Raw genomic sequence first — 24135 nt, 5'->3', positions numbered from 1 at the left:
CGGGGCCGTGTCCGTGGTCATCCCCCGGCAGGCTGCGGTACGGGGGGAGTGCTCCCGTCCCGCGGTTGTCCGGGGTTCCGCAACAGCATGGCCATGGCCGCCGCCACGAGGGAGAGTCCGCCGGCGAGGATGTACGCGCCGTTGTATCCCCACGAGTTGACCGCCATCGCGCCGAGCCCGCCGCCGAACAGCCCGCTGATCAGCTTGCCGCTGTAGGCGAGACCGTAGTTGGTGGCGTTGTAGTTCTCCCCGAAGTAGTCCGGCGTGAGCGCCGCGAACAGCGGGAAGAACGCCCCGCCGCCGAAGCCGGAGATGAAGGCGAACACCAGGAACAGGATCTCGTTCTTCGTGTTGCCCGCCCACAGGACACCGAACTGCGCCAGCCCCAGCACCGTGATCACGAAGATCAGTGTGATCTTGCGGCCCCAGAGGTCGGAGAGCCAGCCGACGACTCCTCGCCCGACGCCGTTGACGACGGACAGCACACCGGCCGACGAGGCGGCGACGAGCGGTCCGAACCCGACGTCCTTGGCGAACGGCACCTGGAAGGAGATACCGAAGATGGACACACCGGCGGTGATCACCAGCAGCACCCAGATGAGCGGGAGCATGCCGGTCCTGATGGCCTCCATGGGCCGGTACTGCTTGGCCGCCGGAGGGTTCTTGGCCAGGGTCGTCGCGTTCCTGCTGCCCGCCGGGATCTTCAGCGGATCGATGTCCGCCGGCCACCAGTTCTTGGGGGGATCCCGGAAGAACAGGGCGCAGACGGCGACGATGACCAGGACGTAGACCCCGATCAGGTCCAGCACCGTCCGGTAGTTACCGATGTTGAACGCGTAGTTGAAGATGAAGATGAACGGCACCGCGCCATAGGCGAATCCGCCGTTGACGAAGCCCGTCTTTCCACCACGACGTTCCGGGAACCACTTGCCCACCATATTGATGCAGGTGGCGTAGACGAGGCCGGAACCGACACCGCCGAGCAGCCCGAATCCGAGGACCGCGGCCGAGACGTTGTTGAAGTGTGAGATGGAGAGGAATCCCACGAAGGAGAGAGCGGCGCCGATCAACGTGGCGGCGCGAGCTGTCAGAATCCCCTTCTCCCGCAACCAGCCTGCCGGGAAAGCGACACCCGCCTGGAAGAAGACCCAGATACTGAGGATCCAGAAGGTGTTGCTCTGGGACCAGCCATGCGCCGCCGAGAGGACGCTTTCGGCCGAACCGAAGGCGTACTCGAAGACGCTGATGGCCATCATGGCCGCCCATGGCAGGTACACCATGAACTTTCGGGAGTGACCCAGTATCTGTCGGTCGGTCTCGCCGATGCGGTAGATACGGCCACGTTCGTCTGTGATCTCGCGGTAGCCCGCGTCGGCCGTAGCCGACGCGGACCTACCGGAAAGAGGTTCTGCTGACATTAAGCGATTTCACGGCCAATCGGGTTCGGGTTTGGTTCGATTTTCTTGCTGTCCGGCCGTCCTGGCGCCTTGAGGAAGAGGGCCAGGATCGCTGAGAGAAGTCCGATGCTGCCGGCGATGATGAACGCGCCCTCGTAGTCCCAGGCGGCCACCACGACGGCTCCCATGCCGGATCCGACCAGGCCGGAGATGAGCTTGGAGCTGTAGACCATTCCGTAGTTGGAAGCGTTGTTGTTCTCCCCGAAGTAGTCCGCCGTCATCGCCGCGAACAGCGGGAAGATCGCGCCGCCGCCGAAGCCGGAGACCATCGAGCAGAAGAGGAAGAACGGCATACTGCCCATGGAGCCGGAGACGAGCACTCCGAACTGCGCGCTGCCCAGGACCAGGCAGACGAAGATCAGGGTGTTACGGCGTCCGTACCGGTCGGAGATCCAGCCGATGACACCGCGTCCCGTACCGTTCACGATCGCCTTCAGCGACATCGCGGTGGCCACGATCCCGCCCGCGAACCCCATGTCCTTGCCGAAGGGCACCTGGAAGGCGATTCCGAAGATGTTGATACCGGCCGTGCAGAGCAGGCAGAACCACATCATCCACAGCACGGGTGTCCGTGCCGCTTCCCGCGGTGTGTACTGCTTCACCGCCGGCGGGTTCTTCTCCAGAGCGCGCCGGATCCTCGGGTCGTCCGAGACCTTCAGCGGGTCCGCGCCGGTGGGCCACCAGTACTTCGGCGGGTCCTTGAAGAACCAGCCCGCGACCGCGACCACGACACAGCAGATGACACCGACGGCCACGAGCACCGTCTGGTAGTTGCTCAGGTCCATGTACGAGGTGAAGAGGAAGACGAAGGGCACCGAGCCGTAGGCGAAACCGCCGTTGACGAGGCCGGTCTTGCCTCCCTTGCGCTCGGGATACCACTTGCCGACCATGTTCACACAGGTGGCATAGACGAGACCCGCGCCGATGCCGCTGAACATGCCGAAGCCGATGTACGCCACGATCACATGCGGCGCGTAGGCCAGTGAGATATAGCCGAGGAGAGTACCCAGCGCGCCGAGCATCATGGCGTACCGGGCGGGCAGCTTGCCGCTCTCTCGGAGCTGCCCCGCGGGGAAGGCCACGGCCGCCTGGAAGAATATCCAGACGCCCATCAGCCAGAATATGTGCCCGCTGCTCCATAGATGGGCCTCGTGCAGAGTGTCCTCCGCCGAGGTGAACGCGTACTCCGACGAACTGATGCCCATCATCCCGATCCACGGGAAGAGAACCATCGTCCATCGCGGACGGCCCATGATGCTCCGGTCGGTCTCGCCGATCCGGTACACACGGCCGTTGCCGTCCGTCACCTCCTTGAAGGCGACAGTGCTGGAGACTTGAGTGGTTGTCATGCGGTGTAGACACCCCTTGCATCGAAAGAACTGGCCAGCGCCCCCTGTCCAAACTTTCGCGCCACCCGACTTGGTCAGGTCATCGACTTCCTCCCAACGGGGTTAACTCCGCATCATTCTGACGATGCGTCACTAATTTCGGGTGAGCCGCGGTCAACTGCCCCGCCGCTCGGGTCCACACGGCGGTGTCATGTCCGGGGTACGACCCGCGGACCCGCCGGTGGAAGTCTGGTGAGTGGGTCACAGCAGCCCCGCCGCCCGTGCCCAGGTGTACTTCGCGCCGAGCGCCGCGACCGGCTTCTCGGTGGTGTACGGATAGGCCACCACGCCGCGCTCGAAGAGGTACTGACACGCCTCCTCGACCTTGATGTCGCCCGCGAGGGACGCCACCACCGGTTTCTGGATGCCCTTCGCCCGGAACTCCGCGACCACCCGGGCCGTCAGTTCGGCGAAGGCCATCGGCGGAGTGACGATCGTGTGCCAGTAGCCCAGCACCAGCGCGTGGATCCGCGGGTCCTGGAGGCCGAGCCTGATCGTCGCCTCGTACGTGGCCGGCGGCTCGCCCCCGGTGATGTCCACCGGATTGCCCGCCGCGCCGAAGGGCGGGATGTACGCGCGGAACGCCTTGTCCAGATCCGGCGGGATCTCCATCAGCCGCATGCCGTTGTCGACGACGGCGTCGGAGAGCAGTACGCCCGAGCCGCCCGCGCCGGTGATGATGACGACGTTGTCGCCCAGCGGTGTGGGGAGCACGGGCAGCGCCCGCGCGTACTCCAGCATCTCGTTGAGGCCCGGCGCCCGGATGACGCCCGCCTGCCGCAGCACATCGTCGTACACGGCGTCGTCACCGGCGAGCGCGCCGGTGTGCGAGCCCGCCGCCCTGGCACCGGCCGCCGTACGCCCCGCCTTGAGGACCACGACCGGCTTCTTCGGCACGGTCGCGCGCGCCGCCGCCACGAAGGCCCGGCCGTCCTTCAGGTCCTCCAGGTGCATGGCGACACACTCGGTGTTCGGGTCCTCGCCGAACCAGGTCAGCAGATCGTCCTCGTCGAGGTCCGACTTGTTGCCGAGGCCGACGATCGCCGAGACACCCGTCCCGGTGCTCCTGGCGAAGCCGAGGATGGCCATCCCGATGCCGCCGGACTGCGAGGTCAGCGCCACGCCGCCGCGAACGTCGTACGGGGTGCAGAAGGTGGCGCAGAGATCGTGCCAGGTGGAGTAGTAGCCGTAGATGTTCGGCCCGAGCAGCCGTACGCCGTACTCCTCGCCGATCGCCACGATCCGCGCCTGGAGTTCGTGCTCGCCGGTCTCGGCGAAGCCGGAGGGGATCAGGACGGCGTTCGGGATGCCCCGGCGGCCGGCCTCTTCCAGAGCCGCCGGCACCGACTCCGCGGGGATCGCGAAGACCGCCACATCGGGCTGGCCCGGAACGTCCATCACGCTCTTGTACGCCTTACGGCCGAGTATGTCATCGGCCTTGGGGTTCACCGGATGGATCTCTCCCGGGAATCCCCCGTCGATCAGATTCCGCATGACCGAGTTGCCGATCTTGCCCGGCTCGCCCGAGGCCCCGATCACCGTCACCGAGGCGGGCTTCATCAGCCGCCGCATCGAGACGAGGATCTCCTCGCGGGTGTACGTACGACGCCTGACCGGTGCCTCGTCCGCCAGCAGGATCCGCACGTCCGCCGCCATCACCCCGCTCGCCGAGGCGAACACCGGATTGAGGTCGACCTCCGCGATCTCCGGGAAATCGGCCGCGAGCCGTGACACCTTGACCACCAGATCGGCCAGCGCGTCCCGGTCCACGGCCGCGCCGCCGCGCACCCCGCGCAGGATCTCCGCCGCGCGGATCCCGTCGAGCATCGACAGCGCCTCGTCCCTGGACGCCGGCGCGAGCCGGAACGTGACGTCCTTGAGGACCTCCACCAGGATGCCGCCGAGACCGAACGCCACGATCGGACCGAAGGTCGGGTCGGTGACCGTCCCGACGAGCACTTCGGTGCCGGACGGCACCATCTGCTGCACCTGTACGCCGAGGATCCGTGCCTGCGGGTCGTACGCCCGTGCGTTGGAGACGATCCCGGTGAACGCCCCGCGCACCTCCGCGGTCGAGCGCAGACCGGTCCGTACGCCGCCCGCCTCCGTCTTATGCGTGATCTGCGGCGAGACGATCTTCAGCGCGACCGGGAAACCGATCCGGTCGGCGAGGGCCACCGCCTCGTCGGCGCACTCGGCCAGCCCCTCCGCCGGGGTGGGGATGGCGTACGCGTCGGTGACGGTCTTGCCCTCGGGCGCGGTCAGTGCCGTACGTCCCTCGGCCAGCGCGGCGTCCAGGACGGCGCGTACGGCCTTCTGACACTCCTCAGTGGTGTCCACCGCTAGATGACTCCGTCCGTTTTGAGCAGGCGCAGTTCCTCGGCGTCGAGCCCCAGCTCGCCGACGTACACCTCTTCGTTGTGCTCACCGAGAAGGGGTGAAGTGACCACGTCGACAGGGGAGTCGGAGAGCTTCAGCGGATTGCCGACCGTGGTGAACGTGCCGCGCTGGGGGTGCGGGACCTCGACGACCATCTCGTTGGCCGCCAGGGAGGCGTCCTCGATGATCTCCTTGGTGGAGAGGATCGGGCCGCACGGGATGTTGTGGGCGTTGAGCTTCTCCAGCACCTCCCACTTGGGGATCGTGCTCGTCCACTCCTCGATGAGCTGGAACATCTTGCCGAGCTTGGGCAGCCGGGCCTCCGGGGTCGCCCACTCGGGGTCGTCCGCCAGCTCGGGCCGGCCCATCAGCTCGGTGACCGGCCGCCAGCCGACCGGCTGGACGATCACGTACACATAGTCGTTGGGGCCGCCCGGCGCGCATCTGACGGCCCAGCCGGGCTGTCCGCCGCCGCTCGCGTTGCCGCTGCGCGGCACGTCGTCGCCGAAGTCCTCGTTGGGGTACTCCGCGAGCGGTCCGTGCGCCAGCCGCTGCTGGTCGCGGAGCTTGACGCGGCAGAGGTTGAGCACGGCGTGCTGCATCGCGACATTGACACGCTGGCCGCGTCCGGTGTGCTCACGCTGGAAGAGCGCGGCGAGTATGCCGGCGACGGCGTGGATGCCGGTGCCCGAGTCGCCTATCTGCGCGCCGGTGGCGAGCGGGGGCCCGTCCTCGAAACCCGTGGTGGTCATCGAGCCGCCCATGGCCTGCGCGACGACCTCGTACGCCTTGAAGTTGGTGTACGGACCCTCGCCGAAGCCCTTGATGGAGGCGTAGACGATCCGCGGGTTGATCTCCTGGATGCGTTCCCAGGTGAACCCCATACGGTCCACGGCGCCGGGGCCGAAGTTCTCCACCATGACATCGGAGCGGCGGATCAGCTCGGTGAGGATCTCCTTGCCGCGCTCGGTCTTGGTGTTGAGGGTGACGGACCGCTTGTTGCAGTTGAGCATCGTGAAGTACAGCGAGTCGACATCGGGGATGTCGCGCAGCTGCTTACGGGTGATGTCGCCGGTCGGAGCCTCGACCTTCAGCACGTCCGCGCCGAGCCAGCCGAGCAACTGGGTCGCGGAGGGGCCGGACTGAACATGCGTCATGTCCAGTACCCGCACGCCGGACAGTGCCTTGGCCGACGCGGTGGTCCGAGGGGTCTCAAGAGCCTGGGGCATGGAGGGGCTCCTCTTCTTGTACCTGGTCTGGTCCATGGGTACGGGGGCGTGCGCTTCGGTCGGCATGAGGAGGCCCCTGTCCCTTCGCATAGGGGAGGGCTGTCGCCCTCTCGGTACATTGCATACAGTCGACGAATACTGTATGAAGCTTGTTATCCCGCATCCAGTGGATGGTGTCCAGGGGGCGTGCGGCACTTTCGTCAAAAGGGAGCCGACATGGATCTGTACGAGCACCAAGCAAGGGAACTCTTCGCGGACCATGGCATCGCGGTGCCGGAGGCCGAAGTGGTGGAGCTGGCGAGGGAGGCCCGGTTCGCCGCGGAACGGCTCGGTGGCCGGGTGGTCGTCAAGGCCCAGGTGAAGACCGGAGGCCGGGGCAAGGCGGGCGGAGTGAAGCTCGCGACCGACCCGGCGGCAGCCGAATTGACAGCCCGTCAGATCCTTGGCATGACCATCAAGGACCACGTCGTCAGGAAGGTGATGCTCGCTCAACCAGTGCATATTGCATCGGAGTTCTACGTCTCCTACGTCCTCGACCGGGCCGCGGGCACCTTCCTCGCGATCGCCTCGGCCGAGGGCGGCATGGAGATCGAGGAGATCGCGCGCAGCCGCCCGGAGGCGGTGGCGCGGATCCCCGTGGACCCCGCGGAAGGGGTCACGGAAGCAAAGGCGGCGGAGATCGCGAAGGCCGCTCAGCTACCGCCCGAGACCATCCCCGTACTCCGGGCTCTGTGGCGGGTGATGGTCCGGGAGGACGCCCTTCTGGTCGAAGTCAACCCATTGGTCCGTACCGAAGATGGGCTGATTCTCGCCCTCGACGGCAAAATCACACTTGACGACAACGCTCGCTTCCGCCAATCGCGTTGGGGCGACCGTGAGAACGACGAACACGCCGACCCGCTGGAAGCCGCCGCGGCGGCCAAGGGGCTCAACTACGTGAAGCTCGACGGCGAGGTGGGCGTCATCGGCAACGGCGCCGGCCTCGTCATGTCCACCCTCGACGTGGTCGCCGGCTGCGGCGCGCGCCCCGCCAACTTCCTCGACATCGGGGGAGGGGCGTCCGCCCAGGTGATGGCGGACGGCCTGTCCGTCATCCTCTCCGACCCGGCGGTCACCTCCGTGTTCGTGAACGTCTTCGGCGGCATCACGGCCTGCGACGCCGTCGCCGAGGGCATCGTCCAGGCCCTGGACTCCGTGCGGCTGACCAAGCCGCTCGTGGTGCGCCTCGACGGCAACAACGCGGCCCGTGGCCGCGCGATCCTCGCGGACCGCGCGCATCCACTCGTGGAACAGGTCACCACCATGGACGGGGCGGCCCGGCAGGCCGCCGTACTGGCGAATGTCGGATAGGCGTCGGACCGACGCCGGACAAGGGAGCGACAGACCATGGCGATCTTCCTGACCAAGGAGAGCAAGGTCCTCGTCCAGGGCATGACCGGCGGCGAGGGCATGAAACACACCCGGCGGATGCTCGCCGCCGGGACCGACATCGTCGGCGGCGTCAACCCGCGCAAGGCGGGCCGCACCGTCGAGTTCGACGTCTCCGACGGTCCCGGGGGCCGGGGAGGTATCCCCCGGACCGTCCCCGTCTTCGGCTCGGTGGGCGAGGGCATGGCGGCGACGGGCGCGGACGTCACCGTCGTCTTCGTACCGCCGCCGTTCGCCAAGGCCGCGGTCATCGAGGCCGCGGACGCCGGGATCGGGCTCGCGGTCGTGATCACCGAGGGCATCCCCGTCCACGACGCCGTCGCCTTCCAGGCGTACGCCAGGGAGCGCGGCACCAGGATCGTCGGCCCCAACTGTCCCGGACTGATCAGCCCCGGGCAGTCCAACGCCGGCATCATCCCGGCGGACATCGCCGCCAAGCCCGGCCGGATCGGACTCGTCTCCAAGTCCGGCACCCTGACCTACCAGCTCATGTACGAGCTGCGGGAGACCGGCTTCTCCTCGGCGGTCGGCATCGGCGGCGACCCCGTCGTGGGCACCACCCATATCGACTGCCTCGCCGCCTTCGAGGACGACCCGGACACAGAACTGATCGTTCTCATCGGGGAGATCGGCGGCGACGCGGAGGAACGCGCGGCGGCCTACATCGCCGAGCACGTCACCAAGCCGGTCATCGGCTACATCGCCGGATTCACCGCGCCGGAAGGCAAGACGATGGGACACGCCGGCGCGATCGTCTCCGGTTCCTCCGGCACCGCGGAGGCCAAGAAGAAGGCATTGGAGGCGGTCGGCGTGCGGGTCGGCTCGACCCCCTCGGAGACCGCGCGGCTGGTGCTCGACCACCTCGCGACGTCACGTGACGTCGCTCATAATTGAAGGGAGTGTGTGCCTCCCCCCATCCGGTTCACGATTCACTTCGGACGAGAGCCGAGCCATGCAACTCCCGCCCCTCTAGAGCGGAGACCCTCAATGGCACCCACCCTCACCACACCCCAACTGATACTCAAGCCGGGCACAGCCTGGTCGGACGCCTGGGAGCGCTGCCTCGCGGTGGCCCCCGAGGCGTTCGAGGACGACCGTGTGCGCAACCTCTGGGCCGCCGCCTGGCAGTCCGACGGCCGTGCGGTGCCCGCCACCAGCCCGGTCGACGGCAGCCCCATCGCGGGCCCGCCCCGACTCGACTCCGAAACCGCCCAGCGGGCGGTGCGCGCCTGCCTGGACGCCCACCGCGCCTGGCGCGATGTCCCGCTGGCCGAGCGCAAGGCCCGTGTGACGGCCACGCTCGACGCGCTCACCGAACACCGTGAACTGCTCGCCCTCCTCCTCGTCTGGGAGATCGGCAAGCCGTGGCGGCTCGCCCAGGCCGACGTCGATCGCGCGATCGACGGTGTGCGCTGGTACGTGGACGGTGTCGAACCGATGCTGGCGGACAGGACCCCGCTGGCGGGCCCCGTCTCCAACATCGCCAGCTGGAACTATCCGATGTCCGTACTGATCCACGCGATGCTGGTGCAGGCCCTGGCCGGCAACGCGGTGATCGCCAAGGCGCCGACCGACGGGGGAGTGGCCTGTCTGACCCTGGCCTGCGCGCTCGCCGTCCGCGAGGGCATCCCCCTCACGCTGGTCAGCGGCAGCGGCGGCGAACTCTCCGAGGCGCTCGTGCGCGCGCCCGAGATCGGCTGCGTCTCCTTCGTCGGAGGCCGCGACACCGGCGCCAGGATCGCCACCGCAGTCGCTGACCTGGGCAAACGGCATATCCTCGAACAGGAGGGCCTGAACACCTGGGGCATCTGGAACTTCAGCGACTGGCCCTCACTGACCGGAGTCATCCCCAAACTCTTCGACTACGGCAAGCAGCGCTGCACGGCGTACCCACGCTTCGTGGTCCAGCGCTCGCTCTTCGCGGACTTCCTGGCCGCGTATCTTCCCGCCGTACGCTCCATCCGCCTGGGTCACCCCCTCGCGGTCGAGCGCCCCGGCGACCCGCTCCCGGAGCTGGACTTCGGACCGCTCATCAACGCGGCCAAGGCCAAGGAACTGAACGACCAGGTGTCCGAGGCGATCAGCCGCGGCGCCGTCCCGCTGCACCAGGGAGCACTGGAGGAGGGACTGTTCCTGCCCGGCCAGGACACCAGCGCCTATCTCCCGCCCGTCACACTGCTCAACCCGCCCCCGTCCTCCCCGCTGCACCACGCGGAACCCTTCGGCCCGGTCGACACCATCGTCCTGGTCGACACGGAGGCGGAACTGCTGGCCGCGATGAACGCCTCGAACGGCGCCCTCGTCGCGACCCTCTCCACCGACGACCCGGCCACCTACGCGCGGCTCTCCCCGCAGATCCGCGCCTTCAAGACCGGCCACGGCAAACCCCGCTCCCGCGGGGACCGCGACGAGCTCTTCGGCGGCTTCGGCCACTCCTGGCGCGGCGCGTTCGTCGGCGGTGAGCTGCTCGTACGAGCGGTGACGGACGGCCCCTCGGGAGAGCGCCCGCCGGGCAACTTCCCGGATTACCACCTGATGCCATAACCCCTCCGGTGCCGAGCGCTCCCGGTCCCCCCGGCGGGGAGCGCTCGGCACCCCACATCCTCGCGCGGCTCCCCGTCGTGACGACGTTCCGTGCCGGTCCGGCGACGTACCGTACCGACCCCCTCGGGGCACCCCGCGCAGGGGGTCCGGAGCTCCGGAGGGTGGCCGGCCATGGAGCCCTGACCACCGGATATACGGGTGAGAGCCACCTCGATCCCCTGGTATCGTTGTCCCTGTCGCCGCGGGTACGCACCGCGGTCAGACCACTCGTCCGGGTGGCGGAATGGCAGACGCGCTAGCTTGAGGTGCTAGTGCCCTTTATCGGGCGTGGGGGTTCAAGTCCCCCCTCGGACACCAGGGGTAATTCACGTAATTACCCCGTTTGGTTTCACAGAACTCCCAGTACGGATTCGTCCGGGCTGGGAGTTCTTCGTTTGTTCGGGATCTTGTTCCGCAGGGGTCAGCTGACGAAGCCCGGCGGCGTCGTTTGACCGGTTCATCCCATTGGTGTTGGTGGGACGGCTTCACTGGGACCACAAAACGGTTCACCAGCGCGGCCCGGAAGCGCTGCTGCGCTCCCGCATGGACTTCCTCCTGCTGCTGCCCCACGGACAGCGGGTCGTGCTGGAGGTCGACGGATCACAGCACTTCACCCGCGACTGCGGCCGTACCCCCTGATACCGCCAAGTACGCGGCAATGGTCGGCGCCGACAGGGAGCTAAAGCTGCGGGAGTACGAGGTGTTCCGCTTCGGCCACGATGAACTCAAGCTGATCGATGACGCCCGGACCCTGCTGCAGCAGTTCCTGCCGGATCTGTTTCGCCGCTTCAGGGTGAACAGCAGTTGACACTGCCGAAGCAGGAGCTCGCGGAGGTCTCCGTCGTCCGACGTACGTTGACCGACTGCTGTCAGGCAGGCAGGGGCGGTGGGTCCCCGACCGGTGATCTTCTCGTGTATCGGAGCTTGCTCGAACCGCCGTACGCCGAGCGAGGGAGCTGGCGTTCCCGCGAAAGGTGGGTGCAGAAGCAGTTGCCGGGCGCACGAGTGAGAAAGCCCATGCGGGAGCGCAGCAATGCCTCCGGGCCGCACTGCTGAACGGTTCTGTGGTCCCAGTGGAGCCATACCTCAGGCCGGGGGCCGGGTCCGGGGGGAAAGGGCCGAGGATCTGGTTGCGGTGTGTCCTGTGCCCCGACAGCGTTTTCGAGCTGATGGCGTATTGACGGACCCACCCGAGGTGTCCCAGCTCCAGGACGCGCCGCGTGAGTTGTGGAATTCCTCCAGTGTGCCTGAGCAGCGCGGACCGGAGCCGGAGGCTCCTGACCGGAGGGCATCGACCTGGAGCTCACCGAGAGCTTCGGACTTCAGACGTTGCCTGGTAGCCGCGTCGACGAACCTTGCCCCCTCCCATGGGCGATGCCACCCTTCCGAGGAAGGCCGTGGCGAGGTGTCAGTGCCGCGTGGCGCACTGGGCTGTCCAGGCAGTAAGTCTTAGTGGCAGCATGGTTGGAGATCTCGCATCAGGCGGCGAGGGGGAACGGTTTGAGGAGACCCCCTTCGCGTTAAGAAGGTCACCACCGCGTCGGCCAGGTCCAGCGGGTCCAGCCGCATCGACCTCGCGCTGGGCAAGCACGATGCCGTCGCCGCGCAGCGCCGTGAGAGCCCGGAGTGAGATACCCCCGGGCGACCCGACTACTAGATCTGTCCGTACCGCCAGCCGATCGCGACTGTCAGCCGATCGATAGGGCGGCCGATGCGTCGATGAGGGCGAGTTGGCCCGGGCTGGCTCTCCTGGTTCGGGCCTGTTCCACGAAACGGCCGAGTTCCGCGCGGACGGTGGCCGAGTCGATGCATTTGATCACGGGCAGCGTGGCCTCGACGATCTGACAGGCGTCGTCGAGGTGGCCGGCACCGGCCAGGGCTGTCGCCTGCCGAACCGAGAAGCGGGCCTGGGAGTTGCTGTCCGCCGGGACGGCTTGCCGGTGCTCGGCGGCGAAAAGGTCGGCGGCCAGCTCGAATCGACGGAGGCTGAGCATGCAGGACGCCTCGATGAGCCGAGGGTTGCCGTTCTCGATGCGCGGGCCCCAGTGAGGGGTCCGGTCGCCGATGGCCTCGACGGCGTGGCTTCTGAACCGCTCCAGTGCCTCCTGGCAGGCCTCCGCATCGCCACGGCGCGCATGCCCCTGGGCGGCACGTCGCGCGGCGTGCGCGCGGATCACCGGGTTGGCCGCCGGGTGCCCGGCCGCCTGGTCAGCGAATCCGATCGCCGCACAGGTGTCACCGCGGTGCTGGGCGATGAACGCCTTGCGGACCAGGGCGTACGCGGCCACCGTTTCGTCCCCGCCGTGTGCGCCCCAGCGAACAGCGAGATTCGTCCAGCGCAACGCCTCCGCGGGATTTCCCGCCTCTTGTGCCATCCACCCCGCGTATTCGGCGAACCTCGAGGCCAGCAGCCAGATCTCGGCACGCTGCTCGCCAACGGCGTGCGGTCCGGCGTCCGTCAGGGTCCGCGAGATCGACTTCATCGAAGCGGTGACGAACCTCGGTCCGGTGGATCTGCCGATGTCCTTCAGCTCCAACAGGACCCGCTCGTAGCCGGTGACCACGGGGCCGGCCTCGACGACGCCCTCGGGCCGGGCGCCGCAGCGGCCTGCCCCGGCCAGCTCGACGAGTTCTCCGCCGGTGCCGAGGGCCGCGTCGCATGCCGTGGCCACAGCGGGCGTCGGGTTGCGTAACCCGCTTTCCAGATTGCAGATCTGCCCTTCGGACACGTTCGCACGCCGGGCGAACTCGCGCACGCTCCACCCCCGACGCGCGCGGAGTGTGGCCAGGACGACGCCGAAGTCGCCCGGCGGCAGGCGCGTGCTGGTCGATCTCTCTGCCGTGCTGTCCGCCGGATCCATACCCGCCAGCGTACGGAGCCTTGTGGCCGCTATTCAATCCCCGGCGAATAGCCACCGAGCGCGTACTCCACCCCTAGGGTGAGCACGATTCCTGACGTCAAGGCTTGCCGTAAAGGGGGCAATTGTGCCGCGCATCTTCCTCAGCTTTCGTAAACCGGACTCCCGGTGGATACGAGACCGCGTCTACCGCGCGCTGTCCGACCGCTTAGGTGCCAACGAGATCTTCAAGTCGGGCCAGTCGATACCGCCCGGGGCCGATTTCGCCGAGATCCTGCGGCGGCAGGCCGCCGAGTGCGAGCTCATGTGCGTACTGATCGGGCCAGGGTGGCTCGACGCGCGAGGCGAGGACGGTGTGCGGCTCCTGGACCGGGCTCACGACTGGGTCCGCCTGGAGATCGCGACGGCTCTACGGGCGGGAAACCGTATCGTCCCGGTCCTTCTGGGAGACGCGACGATGCTGCCCGACGCCTCTGCGCTGCCGACCGAGATCGCGGAGCTGGCGCGCCTGCAGTTCCTCCGCGTTCCGGAGACCCATCTGCCGGACGGGCTAAAGCACTTGGGCGACGCGGTGACCGCTCTCCTGTCCGATACCGATACCGCTGTCGACCCTGGGCGCGGCACGGCGCCGGCCGCAGATCCTGAGCCGTCAACGACCATGACGGCCCATGTGTCCGGCGGCGGCAGCGCCTACCAGGCGGCGCGTGATCAGACGATCAGGCTGGCGTGAGGGGCGGACGATGGATCATTCCGGAGTAGACGGTGCTTATCGGATCGGGCCGTACGCACTGCTCGGAAGGCAGAGCACGGTCGGCGGGAGCGAAGTGTTCGCGGCCCGCACGGACGAGGGGCTGCTCGTCACGGTCACGGTCGTGGGGCCCGAACTCGCCGCGGAACCGGGGTTCCGGGACCGGTTCCGAGCTGCCGTCGAGGCGGCACGGACGCTGTCCAGTGCCTACCTCGTACCGGTGGTGGATGCCGACGCCGACGCGCCGGTTCCTTGGCTGGCGACCGAGTTCACCGCCGGACTGCCGCTCCGGCAGGTGGTGGACCGGCACGGCCCGCTGTCCGAACCGGCTCTGCGGGTGCTCGCCGACGGCCTCGCCCGGGCGCTGGCCGCAGTCCACGCGGCCGGGACGATCCACGGCGGGGTGAGCCCGGACTCGGTGCTGCTGACCATGGACGGGCCCCGCATCACCGCCGTGGGGTGTGCGGGAGCCACCGGCGGTCCGGCGCCCTCGCCGACGGACGACATGTTCGACCTCGGGTCGACCGTGCTGTTCGCAGCTTCCGGAGGTGAGCCGGACACGGGCGCCCTCCCCGTGTCGCTGCGCGAGGTGATCGGCGGCTGTCGGTACCCGGAACCGCCGGAGCGTCCCACCGCGGAGCAACTCGTCGACTACCTGAGGCATCAGAACCTGCCGGCCCTGGGGGGCAGTTGGCTGCCGCCGGCGGTGACTTCCGACATGGCCGCCATGACCGTGGCGGTGGGATCGGCGTCCTCAGGGGGCGACGACCGGGCCCCGTTTCCTCCGCAGCCGGTGATCGCCGCCGGCACGGGAGTCAGCCGCCGGAAGCTGATCATCGGTCTGGCCGGGGGCGTGGCCGTACTCGGCGGAACCGCGGCGGCACTCGCCTTTTCCGGCGACTCGTCACCGGCAGCCGACGGCCGGGCCGGCGGGCCCGGGTCCACCGCACGGCCGGCCCCTCCGTCAGGCGGGCGATCCACGTCCTCCGCGTCACCGTCCTCGACGGACGGACCGGAACCGGTCGTTCTGGCCGGACCCGACGCCGTCAAAGCATGGTCGGGAGCCGGAAAGAACGCCCCTACCTGCCTGGAAGCGTCCGACAAGGTGGTCATGGTGGTCACGGACACGGCCACGTCCTTCCTGGACGCCGAAACCGGGAAGACCGCGTTCGATCCCCTGAACACGACCAACGCCTTCCGCGCGGGCAGCGGCAAGTACCCGACGGCGTACGCGGACGGAGTGTTCTACCTGCTCTGCGACACACCGAGTCAGTCAGGCGTGCTGGCGGCGTTCGACACCGTCGGCGGGAAGGCGAAGTGGGCGACCAACCTTTCGGCCTACGATCCTGGCGGCGCCACGATTGTGTCGATGTACCCGAGCAACTATGTGGCAGTCGCGGGGGACACGGTCTATGTGTGCGGGCAGGTGCGTAAGCTCGACGGGAAGTTCTCGGCCAAGTCTCCGACCACCGGCTACATCCGTGCGTTCAACACCGCTACTGGCAAGTTGCTGTGGCAGGTCAAGGGCACGGACATCAACAACGTGCTCGTGCCGTCCTCCGGTTCTCACCTGCTGGCCACCTCGGCCGTCCCAGGCAAGAAACCCGGCCGCGTCCAGATGATCGACGCCGACAGGAAAGGCGCCCGCGGCTGGAAGGTGTCCGTCCCGCACGCCTCGTTCTACTTCACCATGGGCTGGCCGCTGACGTGCTACGCCGCCGGGCTGTTCCTGTTCGCCGGCGGCAACGGCAACACGCTGTTCGCCGTCGACGCGGCCACGGGCCGCGAGAAATGGCATCAGCGCTTCGATGCGAAGAACGGGGACCAGGTCAAGATCGGCACCCCGTTCTCCAGCCAGGACGGCGCGACCGTCTACGTACCGGTCGGCAGCGACCTGGCCGCCCTGGACACGGCCGACGGCACTCTCAAGTGGGTCGCGAGGCTCGACGGCGCCAACGACATGGGCGGTTCCAACCTGTTCAACGCCTCTCTCAATCTGGGCGGCAAGAACGCGCAGTGTTCGGCCGACACCGTCTTCGCCACTGACAGCGCCAAGACGCTGTGGGCCATCGACGCGGCCACGGGCAGGGCCCGGTGGAAATACAGGGACCCCGGGCAGCCGGACGTGGGGTTCATGTGGACGGTGGGCGGCGACCACGTGTTCATCGCCTCCCACCTGACCATGACCGCGATCGCGGCCCACGGACGGTAAGGGACAAGGAGAAGACATGGAGATGAGTGTGGAACTTGCCGGCCTGGCGTCGGTGGCCGCGGCGCGCCTGATCGATCTGCTCGCGACGGACGGCTGGGCCGCGGTCAAGTCCTCGGTGCTGTCGCTGTGGCGGTCCGCGCACCCGGAGCGCGTCGAGGAAGAACTCGCCGATGCACGCGGCGAGTTGCTTCAGGCACGGCAGACGGGCGACGGCGAGGAGCTCCAGGGGCTGCTGGTCGCCGAGTGGCAGGCCCGCATCATCCGGCTCGTGGCCACGCGGCCGGATGCCGTCGATGAGCTGCGCGCGCTGTTCGGCGGAGAACTGCGCGCTGCCGGAACCCCGGAACAGCAGATCACGGGCTCGATGGCGTTGGAGGCACACGTCTCCGGCGGCGACGCGTTCATGGCCGGCCGGGACATGAACGTCACCAGGGGCGGAGAGGCGTGACGGAACGCAGTACCGGTGCCTCGCCTCCGGACAGGCCGCCCCTCTGGCGGCCGAAGAGTCAGGAGGCGAACGTAACCGGCGGCGGCAGCGCCTTCATGGCCGGCCGCGACATCCACGTTCGCCTGGGCGACGAAGGGCGCAGAACCGTGCCCGGCCCCGGCGCCGACGACGTGCCGTGCCCGTACCCGGGCTTGGTCCCGTTCGACGAGGAGCACAAGCAGTGGTTCTACGGCCGTGAGCGCATGGTCCACCTCGTGTGCGAGCGGATGGACGCCCGGATGCGTGAGGGCGGCCCGCTGGTGCTGATCGGCCCCTCGGGGGCCGGGAAGTCGTCCCTGCTCGCGGCCGGGGTACTGCCGGCCCTGGACGACGGCCGGCTTCCCGTGGCGGGGTCCAGCACCTGGCCGCGGCTGCTGTTCACCCCGACGGCATCCCCGCCCCTGGCACTGGCGGTTGCCGCCGGGCTCGACGCCGAGACCGCCCGGCGAACGGCACCGGCGTGGCGGGCCGATCCCGCGCGGTGCCTGGCCGAGCTGCGTGAGATCACCGGAGCCGGCGATCCGGCGCCCACCGGGGAGTCCCCCTCCGCGGGCCTGGTCGTCGTGGTCGACCAGTTCGAGGAGATCTTCACGGCCTGCGGCGACGAGACCGACCGGCAGTGGCTCATCGAACTGCTCGACCGTCTGGCCAAGCCCACGGGCGGGGCGGTCGTGGTACTGGGAGTACGCGCGGACTTCTATGCCGCGTGCACGGCCCATCCGCAGCTCCGGGCGGCGCTCCGGGCCGGACCGGTCCTGCTGGAGCCGATGACGGAGAGCGAACTCAAGGACGCGATCCGCCGCCCGGCAGGCAGCGTGGGACTCGACGTCGAAGACGGCCTGGTCGAGGTGCTGCTGACGGAGCTGGGCACGGTCGGCGGACCCGTCGGGGCGAGCACCACGGGCCGGCTGCCGCTGCTCGCACACGCGCTGCGGGCCACCTGGCAGCAGCGCCACGGCTACACGCTCACCGTGGACGGGTACCGCGTCACCGGCGGCATCCAGGGCGCCATCGCCATGACGGCGAACAGGCTCTACGACACCCTGCCGCCGCCCTGCCACGAGGCCGCACGGTGGCTGTTCCTGCGGCTCGTCATCGTGGGCCGCGACGCCGACGACACCCGTCGGCGCGTCCGGTACGACGAGCTGCTGCGTCACGCGCCGGACCGGGAAGCGGCCGTAAGAGTCCTGGACGACTTCACTCGTGGCCGGCTGCTGACCCGGGATCAGGACACGGTGGTGATGACACATGAGGTGCTCATCCGCGCCTGGCCCCGGCTGCGGGACTGGATCGAGCACGACCGCAACGGGAACCTCGTACGACAGGATCTGGAAGAGGCGGCCGCCCTCTGGGAACAGGCAAGCCGGGAGGCAGCCGCGCTGTACCGCGGCAACCGCCTGGAAGCCGCCCTCGTCTGGGCCGAAACGCACGAGCAGGAACTCAGCAGCGTCGCACGGGCCTTTCTGACGGCCGCCCGTCACCACCAGCGGCGCGGGCAACGGCTCCGGCGCGGCGCGGTCGCCACCATCACCGCCCTGGCCGTGGTCGCCTCGCTGGCCGCGGTGTTCGCCTTCCGGCAGGAGGCCCGCGCCCGGGACGCCGCCACCAAGGCCCTGCACTCCCGCGACCAGGCCATCAACGCCGCCGTCACCTCCGCGTCCGTGCAACTGGGCCCGACCGATCCCTCGCTGTCCGCCCAGCTTGCGCTGACCGCCTATCGCATGGACCCGAACCCGGAGGCGGCGTCCCGGCTCATCACGACCCAGAACACCCCGCTTGCCACCCGGCTTCCCGGCCCGCGCGGCGCGGTGTACACCGTGGCCTACAGCCCCGACGGGCACATGCTGGCGGCCGGGAACGTCCACCAGAACCTCGTCCGTCTGTGGGACGTCTCCGATCCGGGCCGTCCGGTGGCGCTGGGCAAGCCCGTGCCCGTGGACCGTTCCGTGAACTCGATCCTGTCGCTCGAGTTCAGCCCGGACGGCCAGGTGCTGGCCGTCGGCGGCCACACCAGTGACAAAGGCGATGCCGGTTCCGGCGGATTCGTCGACTTGTGGAGCCTGACCAGTCCCAGCCACCCCGTCCTGCTCGGCCGGCCGGAGAGTCCCGCCGTTCAGGGATTTGACGCCTTGGGCTCCATCGAATCGCTGGCGTTCAGTCCCGACGGTCACACCCTGGCCGCCGGACGGCACACCGGACTCGTCAGCCTGTGGGACGTCACCCACCCCGACGACGTCAAGCCCGCGAAAGCGCCCCTGAACCTCGACTGCCCCGACGTCTTCTCCCATCGGGTCGCGTTCAGCCCCGACGGTCACACCCTGGCCGCTGCATGCGACGACGACGCCGGCACCATCCGCCTGTGGAACACCACCGACCCGGCCCACCCCGTCCGCGGCCGTTCCCTGAAGGCCGGGCATCCCGTCAACTCCCTGGCGTTCAGTCCCGACGGCCACACCCTGGCCGCCGGATCCAGCCCCGGCACGGTCCATCTGTGGAAGGTCACGGACCCCGGCCACCCCGCCCCCCTGGGCAAGCCGCTGACGGGTCCCGCCCAGCCCGTCATGTCGGTGGCGTTCAGCCCGGACGGTCACACCCTGGCGGCCGGCAGCGCCGACCGGACCATCCATCTGTGGAACGTCACCCACCCCAAGAAAATCGGCCCTCTGGGCCGGCCGCTGACCGGTCCCGGCGACGCGGTGACCGACGTGGTGTTCAGCCCCGACAGCCGCACCCTCGCCGCCGGGAACGCCGACGGCAACGTCGATCTGTGGAGTCTGCCGCCGACCCGGATCATCGGCGCCGGCGGCAATGTGGCATCCGTGGTGTTCAGCCCCGACGGACGCACCCTGGCCGCCGGAAACCAGAACAACACTGTCTCGCTGTGGAACACCGCCGACCCCAACAGCCCCGCTCCCCGCGGTGATCCGCTCACCGGCCCAAAGGACCCGGTCAACGCCGTGGCGTTCAGCCCGGACGGGCGCACCCTGGCCGCAGGCGACAGCGGCGGCATCGTCACGTTGTGGAGCACCGTCGACCCGAGCCATCCCGTACGCCTCCGTGAGACCCTCACAGGGGCGGACGGGCTCATCTTCTCCCTAGCGTTCATCCCGGACGGCCACACCCTGGCCGCGGCCGGTGACGACGAGGATGGCAGCATCGCTCTGTGGGATGTGAGCGACCCCGCGAACCCCGTCGCCCAGTCCGACATCTCCAATGACCACACGAGGTCAGTCCAGTCCCTGGCGTTCAGCCGCGACGGCACGATCCTGGCGGCCGGCGGCGACGGCAGCAACGGCGAGGTCGGCCTGTGGAGTACGACCGACCCCGGGGTGCGCATCGGGAAGCCGATCGACCAGCCGACCGCCACCAGCACCTGGGTGGCGTTCAGCCCGGACGGCCGCACGCTCGTCACCGGGAACGACCGCGGCACAGTCACCCTGTGGGATGCCACGGACCCCAACAACCTCACGCGCAGGGGCAGTCCCCTGACCGTGCCCGGCGGCAGCCTGTGGTCGGTGGCGTTCAGTCCGGACGGGCGCACCCTCGCAGCGGCCGGCCACACCGACAACGGCACCATCAATCTGTGGAACGTCACCGATCCTGACCACCCCACCCCCATCGGCCGGCCGCTGACCGTGGAGACCGGATTCGTCGCCGTTCTGGCGTTCAGCCCGGACAGTCGCACCCTGGCCGCCACCACCGACGACGGCGTGGCCACGCTCTGGGATCTGAACGTCGAGACCGCCATCAGCCGTATCTGCGCCGCGAGCTCCGGCGCCCTGAGCCGGCCGCAATGGAGCCGATACGTTCTCCAACTGCCGTACGCTCCACCCTGTATGACCACCGAGTAGTCGGGTCGCCCGGGGAATCTCACCCCGGGCTCCCACGGAACCGTCCACCTGCTGTCCGCACTGCGCGCCGACGGCATCGTGCTTGCCCAGCGTGAGGTCGATGCCAAGAGCAACGAAATCACCGCGTTCCGCCCGCTGCTGGACCCGCTGGACCTGGCCGACGCGGTGCTGACCTTCGATGCACTGCTGACCCAGATCGACCACGTGCCTACGGAGGTGGAGCGGAGTCCGGGTCGGACCACCCAGATCCAGGGGTTCGGTCCACGAACACCCCCATCTCGCCGACGAGTTGAGGAAACCTCGCAGTGAGCTGGTCACGGACGCCACGCGAGCGCTGCGTCACCCGGGCGCAGGTCCGCGTCCCTCGGGCGGAGCGGGCTGCCGGTACGGACCGTGCCCCTGCCACCGGCTGGGCCAACGACGGCGGCGTCGGCGCGTCCAGTTCATGCGGAGGCGGCTGCGGTGGCGGGGTATGAGCCGGCCGCGGCGTGCCCTCGGTACCTGGCGGGCGCGGCCGGCGCTTCCGTAACTGGAGGCAGCCGACGTCGCGGAAGCGGACAGGACCGCGGAGTTCGGGACCGACGACCCCAGACGCCCAGTACCTCGCCGAGAACGGGGGAACCGGCCGAGTGGGCGCGGTATCACGGCTGGGTACGGCGAGTGGGCCGGCCCTTCGGGCGTCTGGTTCCCACGGCAGAGCTCGTGCACGAGATCGCCTCGAAACCCCGAACGATCCGCATCGACTTCCCTTGTGGGAGCGGCGAACTCGCGATCGTCAGTTCTCGGTGTCGAGGTCGAGGTCGAGGTGGATGTGCTCGATGTCCTTGTCCAGAAAGGAGATCAGGTCCTGGGCCTCGGTGTGAACGGCTTCCTGTTCCGGGGCGGTGAGAGGGCGCAGGGGGCTGATGCGGAGGTGGTGGTCGCGCGTGGTCCAGGTGGCGGTGACGCGTCCGTCGACCAGGACGGTGCGGTGGCCCGCGACGGACAGACCGAGATGGGCGGCGTCGATGATCCGGCTGCGGTCGTGGTAGCCGAGGATGGCGTTGTCGAAGGCCGGGAGGAACCGGACGGGGGCGGGGGTGTCGGGGTGGGGGCGGGGTGCGTCGGGCAGGTCGAGCAGTTCCCGGCCGCGTTCGTCGCGGAAGACGACGAGTTCCTCCCTGGCGGCTTTGATGGCGGCGGGAAGTCCGGCGAGGCCGCACCAGGCGCGGAGGTCCGCGGTGGCGGCGGGGCCGTAGGCGGCGAGGTAGCGGCGCAGCAACTGCTGCCCGACCGGATCGGTGTCGTCGGCGGGCAGGGGGTCGATGTCCCGTTCCAGCCAGGTGCCCAACGGCAGGTTGCGTACGCCGGCGGTCCGGTGCCACAGGCCGCGCGGCGGGAGTTGGGCCATGGGGATGAGCGCCGCGACGAGCAGCTCGCCCAGGGCGCGGCGCGGTGGGCCGGGCCAGCGGTCTTCGAGGGCCTGTACGAGCTCGGCCATGGTGCGGGGCCGCTGGTCGGCCATGACCGCGCGGCCGGCGGCGGCGACCTCGTCCACGTCGATGCCGGCCAGTTCGCGCCGGTAGGTTCCCCGGACTCGCCCGCGCAGCATGGTGTCGTGGCGGGCGCGCCAGGCGAGCGCGTCGTCAGCGGTGACGAGGTGGACGGTACGGCGCATCAGGTGGGTGCGCACCACCGTGCGGCCGGTCAGTGCGTCGTCCAGTTGTCCGGGCTTGAAGCCGGACAGGCGGGACCACAGCCCGGTGAAGGGTTCCTGAGGCTCCTGCGCCTGTAGGCCGCACAGGTGGGCCACCGCCTCCGCCACGGAGATATCGCCGCGCTCGAGCAGGTGCTGGCGGGCGAGGGTGGCGCGGTTGAGGGCACGCGCGTCAAGCACCGTCATGGTCCGTCCCGGCTTCCGCATGCGCACGGTGACCCGTTTCCTTCCGTTTCTGTTTCTGTACGTGCCGGGTGCCCGCGCCGTCCGGGGCCGCCCGTGTGAGCGCGGCGGTCCGGACGGCACGGGCGTGCCAGGCGCCCAGCGACCAGAGGCGATGCCACCCGAACGGCTCGCGTACCACCATGGCAGCGGTAGCGGACAGGGTGTGTCCTGTACTGCGGGCAGGTTCCGCCCCGGCAGTCCGGCGCCCAGCGAGCAGCGCGCGGCGAGCAGCGCGCGGCGAGCCCGGCCGGGCCGCCCGGACCCCCTCCACGTCCTGGAACGCCGGCCGGATCAGAGGCGTTTCGCGCTGCGGAGCGCGCTCGCGTAGTAGCCGTGGCCGTTCAGACGGGAGGTGCCTCCCTCGTCGCCCATCGTCGGACCGTTCACCTCCTTCCTGCTCGACAGGAACATCTGGTTCCCGTCGGTGTCCGGGCCCAGGTATATGCCGGTGTGGTCCAGGCGGGACGCCGTCCGCGCGTCGGTCTTGAAGAAGACCAGGTCGCCGGGTTGGAGCTCACTGATGGACTCCGGGCGCTCGTAACGCGGCGCGGGGCCCGACACGTTGATGATGTCCACGCCCACCGCGGAGCGCGCCATGCCGTTGGCGGTGCGCGCCATGCCGTCGCCGGTGCCGTCGGCCGCCGCCAGCGGGTAGCGGCCCCGGTAGCCGAACACGGTCCGGACGAAGCCCGAGCAGTCGATCGCGCGGTAGCGCGCGGCCTCCGGCTTCCCGGTGGTGCCGTCGGGGAAGGTGTACGGGATGCCCAAGTAGTCGTAGAAGTCGGACTCTTCGAGCCGCGCGCCCTCGCCGGGGCCGACGTCCGGGGCGAGCGGACCGTAGTGGGCGTCGCCCGCGTACGGGACGTCCTCGTCGTCCTTCCTGACCGGCGCGCCCTCGACGTACTGGAACGCGATCGCGAAGAGGTCGTCCCGCTCGCTGCCGTAGTACTCCTTGAACCAGTCCTTGAACCACTGTTCCTTCTCGGCGCCCTTCGCCCACGCCTCCGGCATCAGCCGTACCCAGTTCTCGGTGACCACCCGGGACGATGTGTTGGCCGGCTCGTCGAAGGTACGGCTGGGGCCGGTGAGCGTGGCCGTACGGGCGCCGTCGGTGAAGGTGGCGAGTATGCCGCCGATGCCGATCCGCAGCACCGAGCGGTCCGGGTTCCTCAGCCGCTCCCAGTGCTGCTCCCCGGCGGTCCTGGCGGACCCCGACCTCAGGTGGGGGATGTCGGTGATGGCCTGGACGGCGGGCAGCTTCGCCTGTTCGTCCTCGCGGAGTTCGACGGTGAGATACGCGCTGCCGGCCAGCAGCGCCAGTACGGTCACGCCGTGCAGGACGGGACGGCCGCGCTTGGACTTGGCACTCATGAGGATTCTGCTCCGTGTGTGGGGGGTTCAGGCGGAGGGGCGCCGAGCGGGATGCCCGCGGTCAGGACGGCACGGGCCGTGCGTGCAACAGCGCCGGTGGCCCTGGTGTGCTGTCGGCGAGGGCCGGTGGCGCGCCTTCGCGCCTGCGCTGCTCCTGGAGCTGCTGGCGCAGCAGTTCCAGGGAGCGTGCGATGGCCCCGACCTCGTCGTGGTGGCGCGGGTA

Annotated in this window: 17 protein-coding genes and 1 tRNA gene; 11 read left to right on the top strand and 7 right to left on the bottom strand. The window is 69.3% G+C overall.

Going from position 1 to position 24135, the window contains the following annotated elements; all coding sequences use genetic code 11:
• Positions 1-17: 17 nt before the first annotated feature.
• The 4 genes from ACIOGX_RS15300 to frc form a co-directional block, all read right to left on the bottom strand.
• On the bottom strand, positions 18-1418 hold the full coding sequence (locus ACIOGX_RS15300; protein WP_356509995.1) for an OFA family MFS transporter: 1401 nt from the start codon (positions 1416-1418) through the stop codon (positions 18-20).
• Entirely contained in the window at positions 1418-2806 is a 1389-nt protein-coding gene (locus tag ACIOGX_RS15295; RefSeq protein WP_356509994.1) for an OFA family MFS transporter, read from the bottom strand. The genes ACIOGX_RS15300 and ACIOGX_RS15295 overlap by 1 nt, the downstream gene beginning before the upstream one ends.
• Before the next feature lie 240 nt (positions 2807-3046).
• Positions 3047-5185: an acetate--CoA ligase family protein gene (locus tag ACIOGX_RS15290; RefSeq protein WP_401913485.1), complete on the bottom strand. Its 2139-nt coding sequence runs from the start codon at positions 5183-5185 to the stop codon at positions 3047-3049.
• 2 nt (positions 5186-5187) lie between these two features.
• Positions 5188-6453, bottom strand: coding sequence for a formyl-CoA transferase (gene frc, locus ACIOGX_RS15285; protein ID WP_356509991.1), 1266 nt, complete (start codon positions 6451-6453; stop codon positions 5188-5190).
• A 216-nt stretch (positions 6454-6669) separates the two neighbouring features.
• Between frc and sucC the strand changes: the two genes are divergently transcribed.
• From sucC to ACIOGX_RS15255, 6 genes are all read left to right on the top strand, one after another.
• Positions 6670-7803, top strand: a complete 1134-nt coding sequence (gene sucC / locus ACIOGX_RS15280; RefSeq protein ID WP_401913482.1) for an ADP-forming succinate--CoA ligase subunit beta — start codon at positions 6670-6672, stop codon at positions 7801-7803.
• 36 nt (positions 7804-7839) lie between these two features.
• Complete coding sequence (sucD, locus tag ACIOGX_RS15275) at positions 7840-8775, top strand: succinate--CoA ligase subunit alpha (RefSeq protein WP_356509987.1); 936 nt, start codon at positions 7840-7842, stop codon at positions 8773-8775.
• Between the two features lie 93 nt (positions 8776-8868).
• Positions 8869-10425 (top strand): aldehyde dehydrogenase family protein, encoded by a 1557-nt coding sequence (locus ACIOGX_RS15270; protein ID WP_401766642.1) that lies wholly within the window; start codon positions 8869-8871, stop codon positions 10423-10425.
• A gap of 269 nt (positions 10426-10694) precedes the next feature.
• Positions 10695-10782, top strand: a tRNA-Leu gene (locus tag ACIOGX_RS15265).
• A gap of 156 nt (positions 10783-10938) precedes the next feature.
• Positions 10939-11103: a hypothetical protein gene (locus ACIOGX_RS15260; RefSeq protein WP_401913479.1), complete on the top strand. Its 165-nt coding sequence runs from the start codon at positions 10939-10941 to the stop codon at positions 11101-11103.
• 19 nt (positions 11104-11122) lie between these two features.
• A complete protein-coding gene (locus tag ACIOGX_RS15255; protein WP_401913476.1) occupies positions 11123-11272 on the top strand; it encodes a hypothetical protein in 150 nt (49 codons plus the stop codon).
• 880 nt (positions 11273-12152) lie between these two features.
• On the opposite strand, the gene ACIOGX_RS15250 is transcribed toward ACIOGX_RS15255, so the two are convergent.
• Complete coding sequence (locus ACIOGX_RS15250) at positions 12153-13325, bottom strand: multiprotein-bridging factor 1 family protein (protein WP_401913473.1); 1173 nt, start codon at positions 13323-13325, stop codon at positions 12153-12155.
• A gap of 124 nt (positions 13326-13449) precedes the next feature.
• On the opposite strand from ACIOGX_RS15250, the gene ACIOGX_RS15245 reads away from it, so the two are divergent.
• The 5 genes from ACIOGX_RS15245 (at position 13450) to ACIOGX_RS15225 (ending at position 20929) form a co-directional block, all read left to right on the top strand.
• Entirely contained in the window at positions 13450-14052 is a 603-nt protein-coding gene (locus ACIOGX_RS15245; RefSeq protein ID WP_401913470.1) for a toll/interleukin-1 receptor domain-containing protein, read from the top strand.
• Positions 14053-14062: 10 nt separating this feature from the next.
• Positions 14063-16282: a PQQ-binding-like beta-propeller repeat protein gene (locus ACIOGX_RS15240; RefSeq protein ID WP_401913467.1), complete on the top strand. Its 2220-nt coding sequence runs from the start codon at positions 14063-14065 to the stop codon at positions 16280-16282.
• Between the two features lie 22 nt (positions 16283-16304).
• Complete coding sequence (locus tag ACIOGX_RS15235; RefSeq protein ID WP_401913464.1) at positions 16305-16730, top strand: hypothetical protein; 426 nt, start codon at positions 16305-16307, stop codon at positions 16728-16730.
• Positions 16727-20620, top strand: a complete 3894-nt coding sequence (locus ACIOGX_RS15230; protein ID WP_401913461.1) for a hypothetical protein — start codon at positions 16727-16729, stop codon at positions 20618-20620. The genes ACIOGX_RS15235 and ACIOGX_RS15230 overlap by 4 nt, the downstream gene beginning before the upstream one ends.
• A 78-nt stretch (positions 20621-20698) precedes the next feature.
• Positions 20699-20929 carry a hypothetical protein gene (locus ACIOGX_RS15225; RefSeq protein ID WP_401913458.1) on the top strand — a complete coding sequence of 77 codons (231 nt, stop codon included), beginning with the start codon at positions 20699-20701 and terminating at the stop codon, positions 20927-20929.
• 466 nt (positions 20930-21395) lie between these two features.
• On the opposite strand, the gene ACIOGX_RS15220 is transcribed toward ACIOGX_RS15225, so the two are convergent.
• Both ACIOGX_RS15220 and ACIOGX_RS15215 read right to left on the bottom strand, forming a co-directional pair.
• Entirely contained in the window at positions 21396-22502 is a 1107-nt protein-coding gene (locus tag ACIOGX_RS15220; protein ID WP_401913455.1) for a winged helix DNA-binding domain-containing protein, read from the bottom strand.
• A gap of 330 nt (positions 22503-22832) precedes the next feature.
• Positions 22833-23912, bottom strand: a complete 1080-nt coding sequence (locus tag ACIOGX_RS15215; RefSeq protein WP_401913453.1) for a C40 family peptidase — start codon at positions 23910-23912, stop codon at positions 22833-22835.
• Positions 23913-24135: the final 223 nt, after the last annotated feature.

It is taken from the genome of Streptomyces sp. NPDC088147, from assembly GCF_044741565.1.
Taxonomy (GTDB): domain Bacteria; phylum Actinomycetota; class Actinomycetes; order Streptomycetales; family Streptomycetaceae; genus Streptomyces.
The sequence above is the reverse complement of the archived record's forward strand: the minus strand, read 5'-3'. Positions and strand labels throughout refer to the sequence as shown.

Coding starts and splice junctions, on each gene's coding strand:
- ACIOGX_RS15215 (WP_401913453.1), bottom strand. CDS start 23,912: ATGAGTGCCAAGTCCAAGCGCGGCCGTCCCGTCCTGCACGGCGTGACC.
- ACIOGX_RS15220 (WP_401913455.1), bottom strand. CDS start 22,502: ATGACGGTGCTTGACGCGCGTGCCCTCAACCGCGCCACCCTCGCCCGC.
- ACIOGX_RS15270 (WP_401766642.1), top strand. CDS start 8,869: ATGGCACCCACCCTCACCACACCCCAACTGATACTCAAGCCGGGCACA.
- ACIOGX_RS15300 (WP_356509995.1), bottom strand. CDS start 1,418: ATGTCAGCAGAACCTCTTTCCGGTAGGTCCGCGTCGGCTACGGCCGAC.
- ACIOGX_RS15240 (WP_401913467.1), top strand. CDS start 14,063: ATGGATCATTCCGGAGTAGACGGTGCTTATCGGATCGGGCCGTACGCA.
- sucC (WP_401913482.1), top strand. CDS start 6,670: ATGGATCTGTACGAGCACCAAGCAAGGGAACTCTTCGCGGACCATGGC.
- sucD (WP_356509987.1), top strand. CDS start 7,840: ATGGCGATCTTCCTGACCAAGGAGAGCAAGGTCCTCGTCCAGGGCATG.
- ACIOGX_RS15255 (WP_401913476.1), top strand. CDS start 11,123: ATGGTCGGCGCCGACAGGGAGCTAAAGCTGCGGGAGTACGAGGTGTTC.
- ACIOGX_RS15250 (WP_401913473.1), bottom strand. CDS start 13,325: ATGGATCCGGCGGACAGCACGGCAGAGAGATCGACCAGCACGCGCCTG.
- ACIOGX_RS15235 (WP_401913464.1), top strand. CDS start 16,305: ATGAGTGTGGAACTTGCCGGCCTGGCGTCGGTGGCCGCGGCGCGCCTG.
- frc (WP_356509991.1), bottom strand. CDS start 6,453: ATGCCCCAGGCTCTTGAGACCCCTCGGACCACCGCGTCGGCCAAGGCA.
- ACIOGX_RS15295 (WP_356509994.1), bottom strand. CDS start 2,806: ATGACAACCACTCAAGTCTCCAGCACTGTCGCCTTCAAGGAGGTGACG.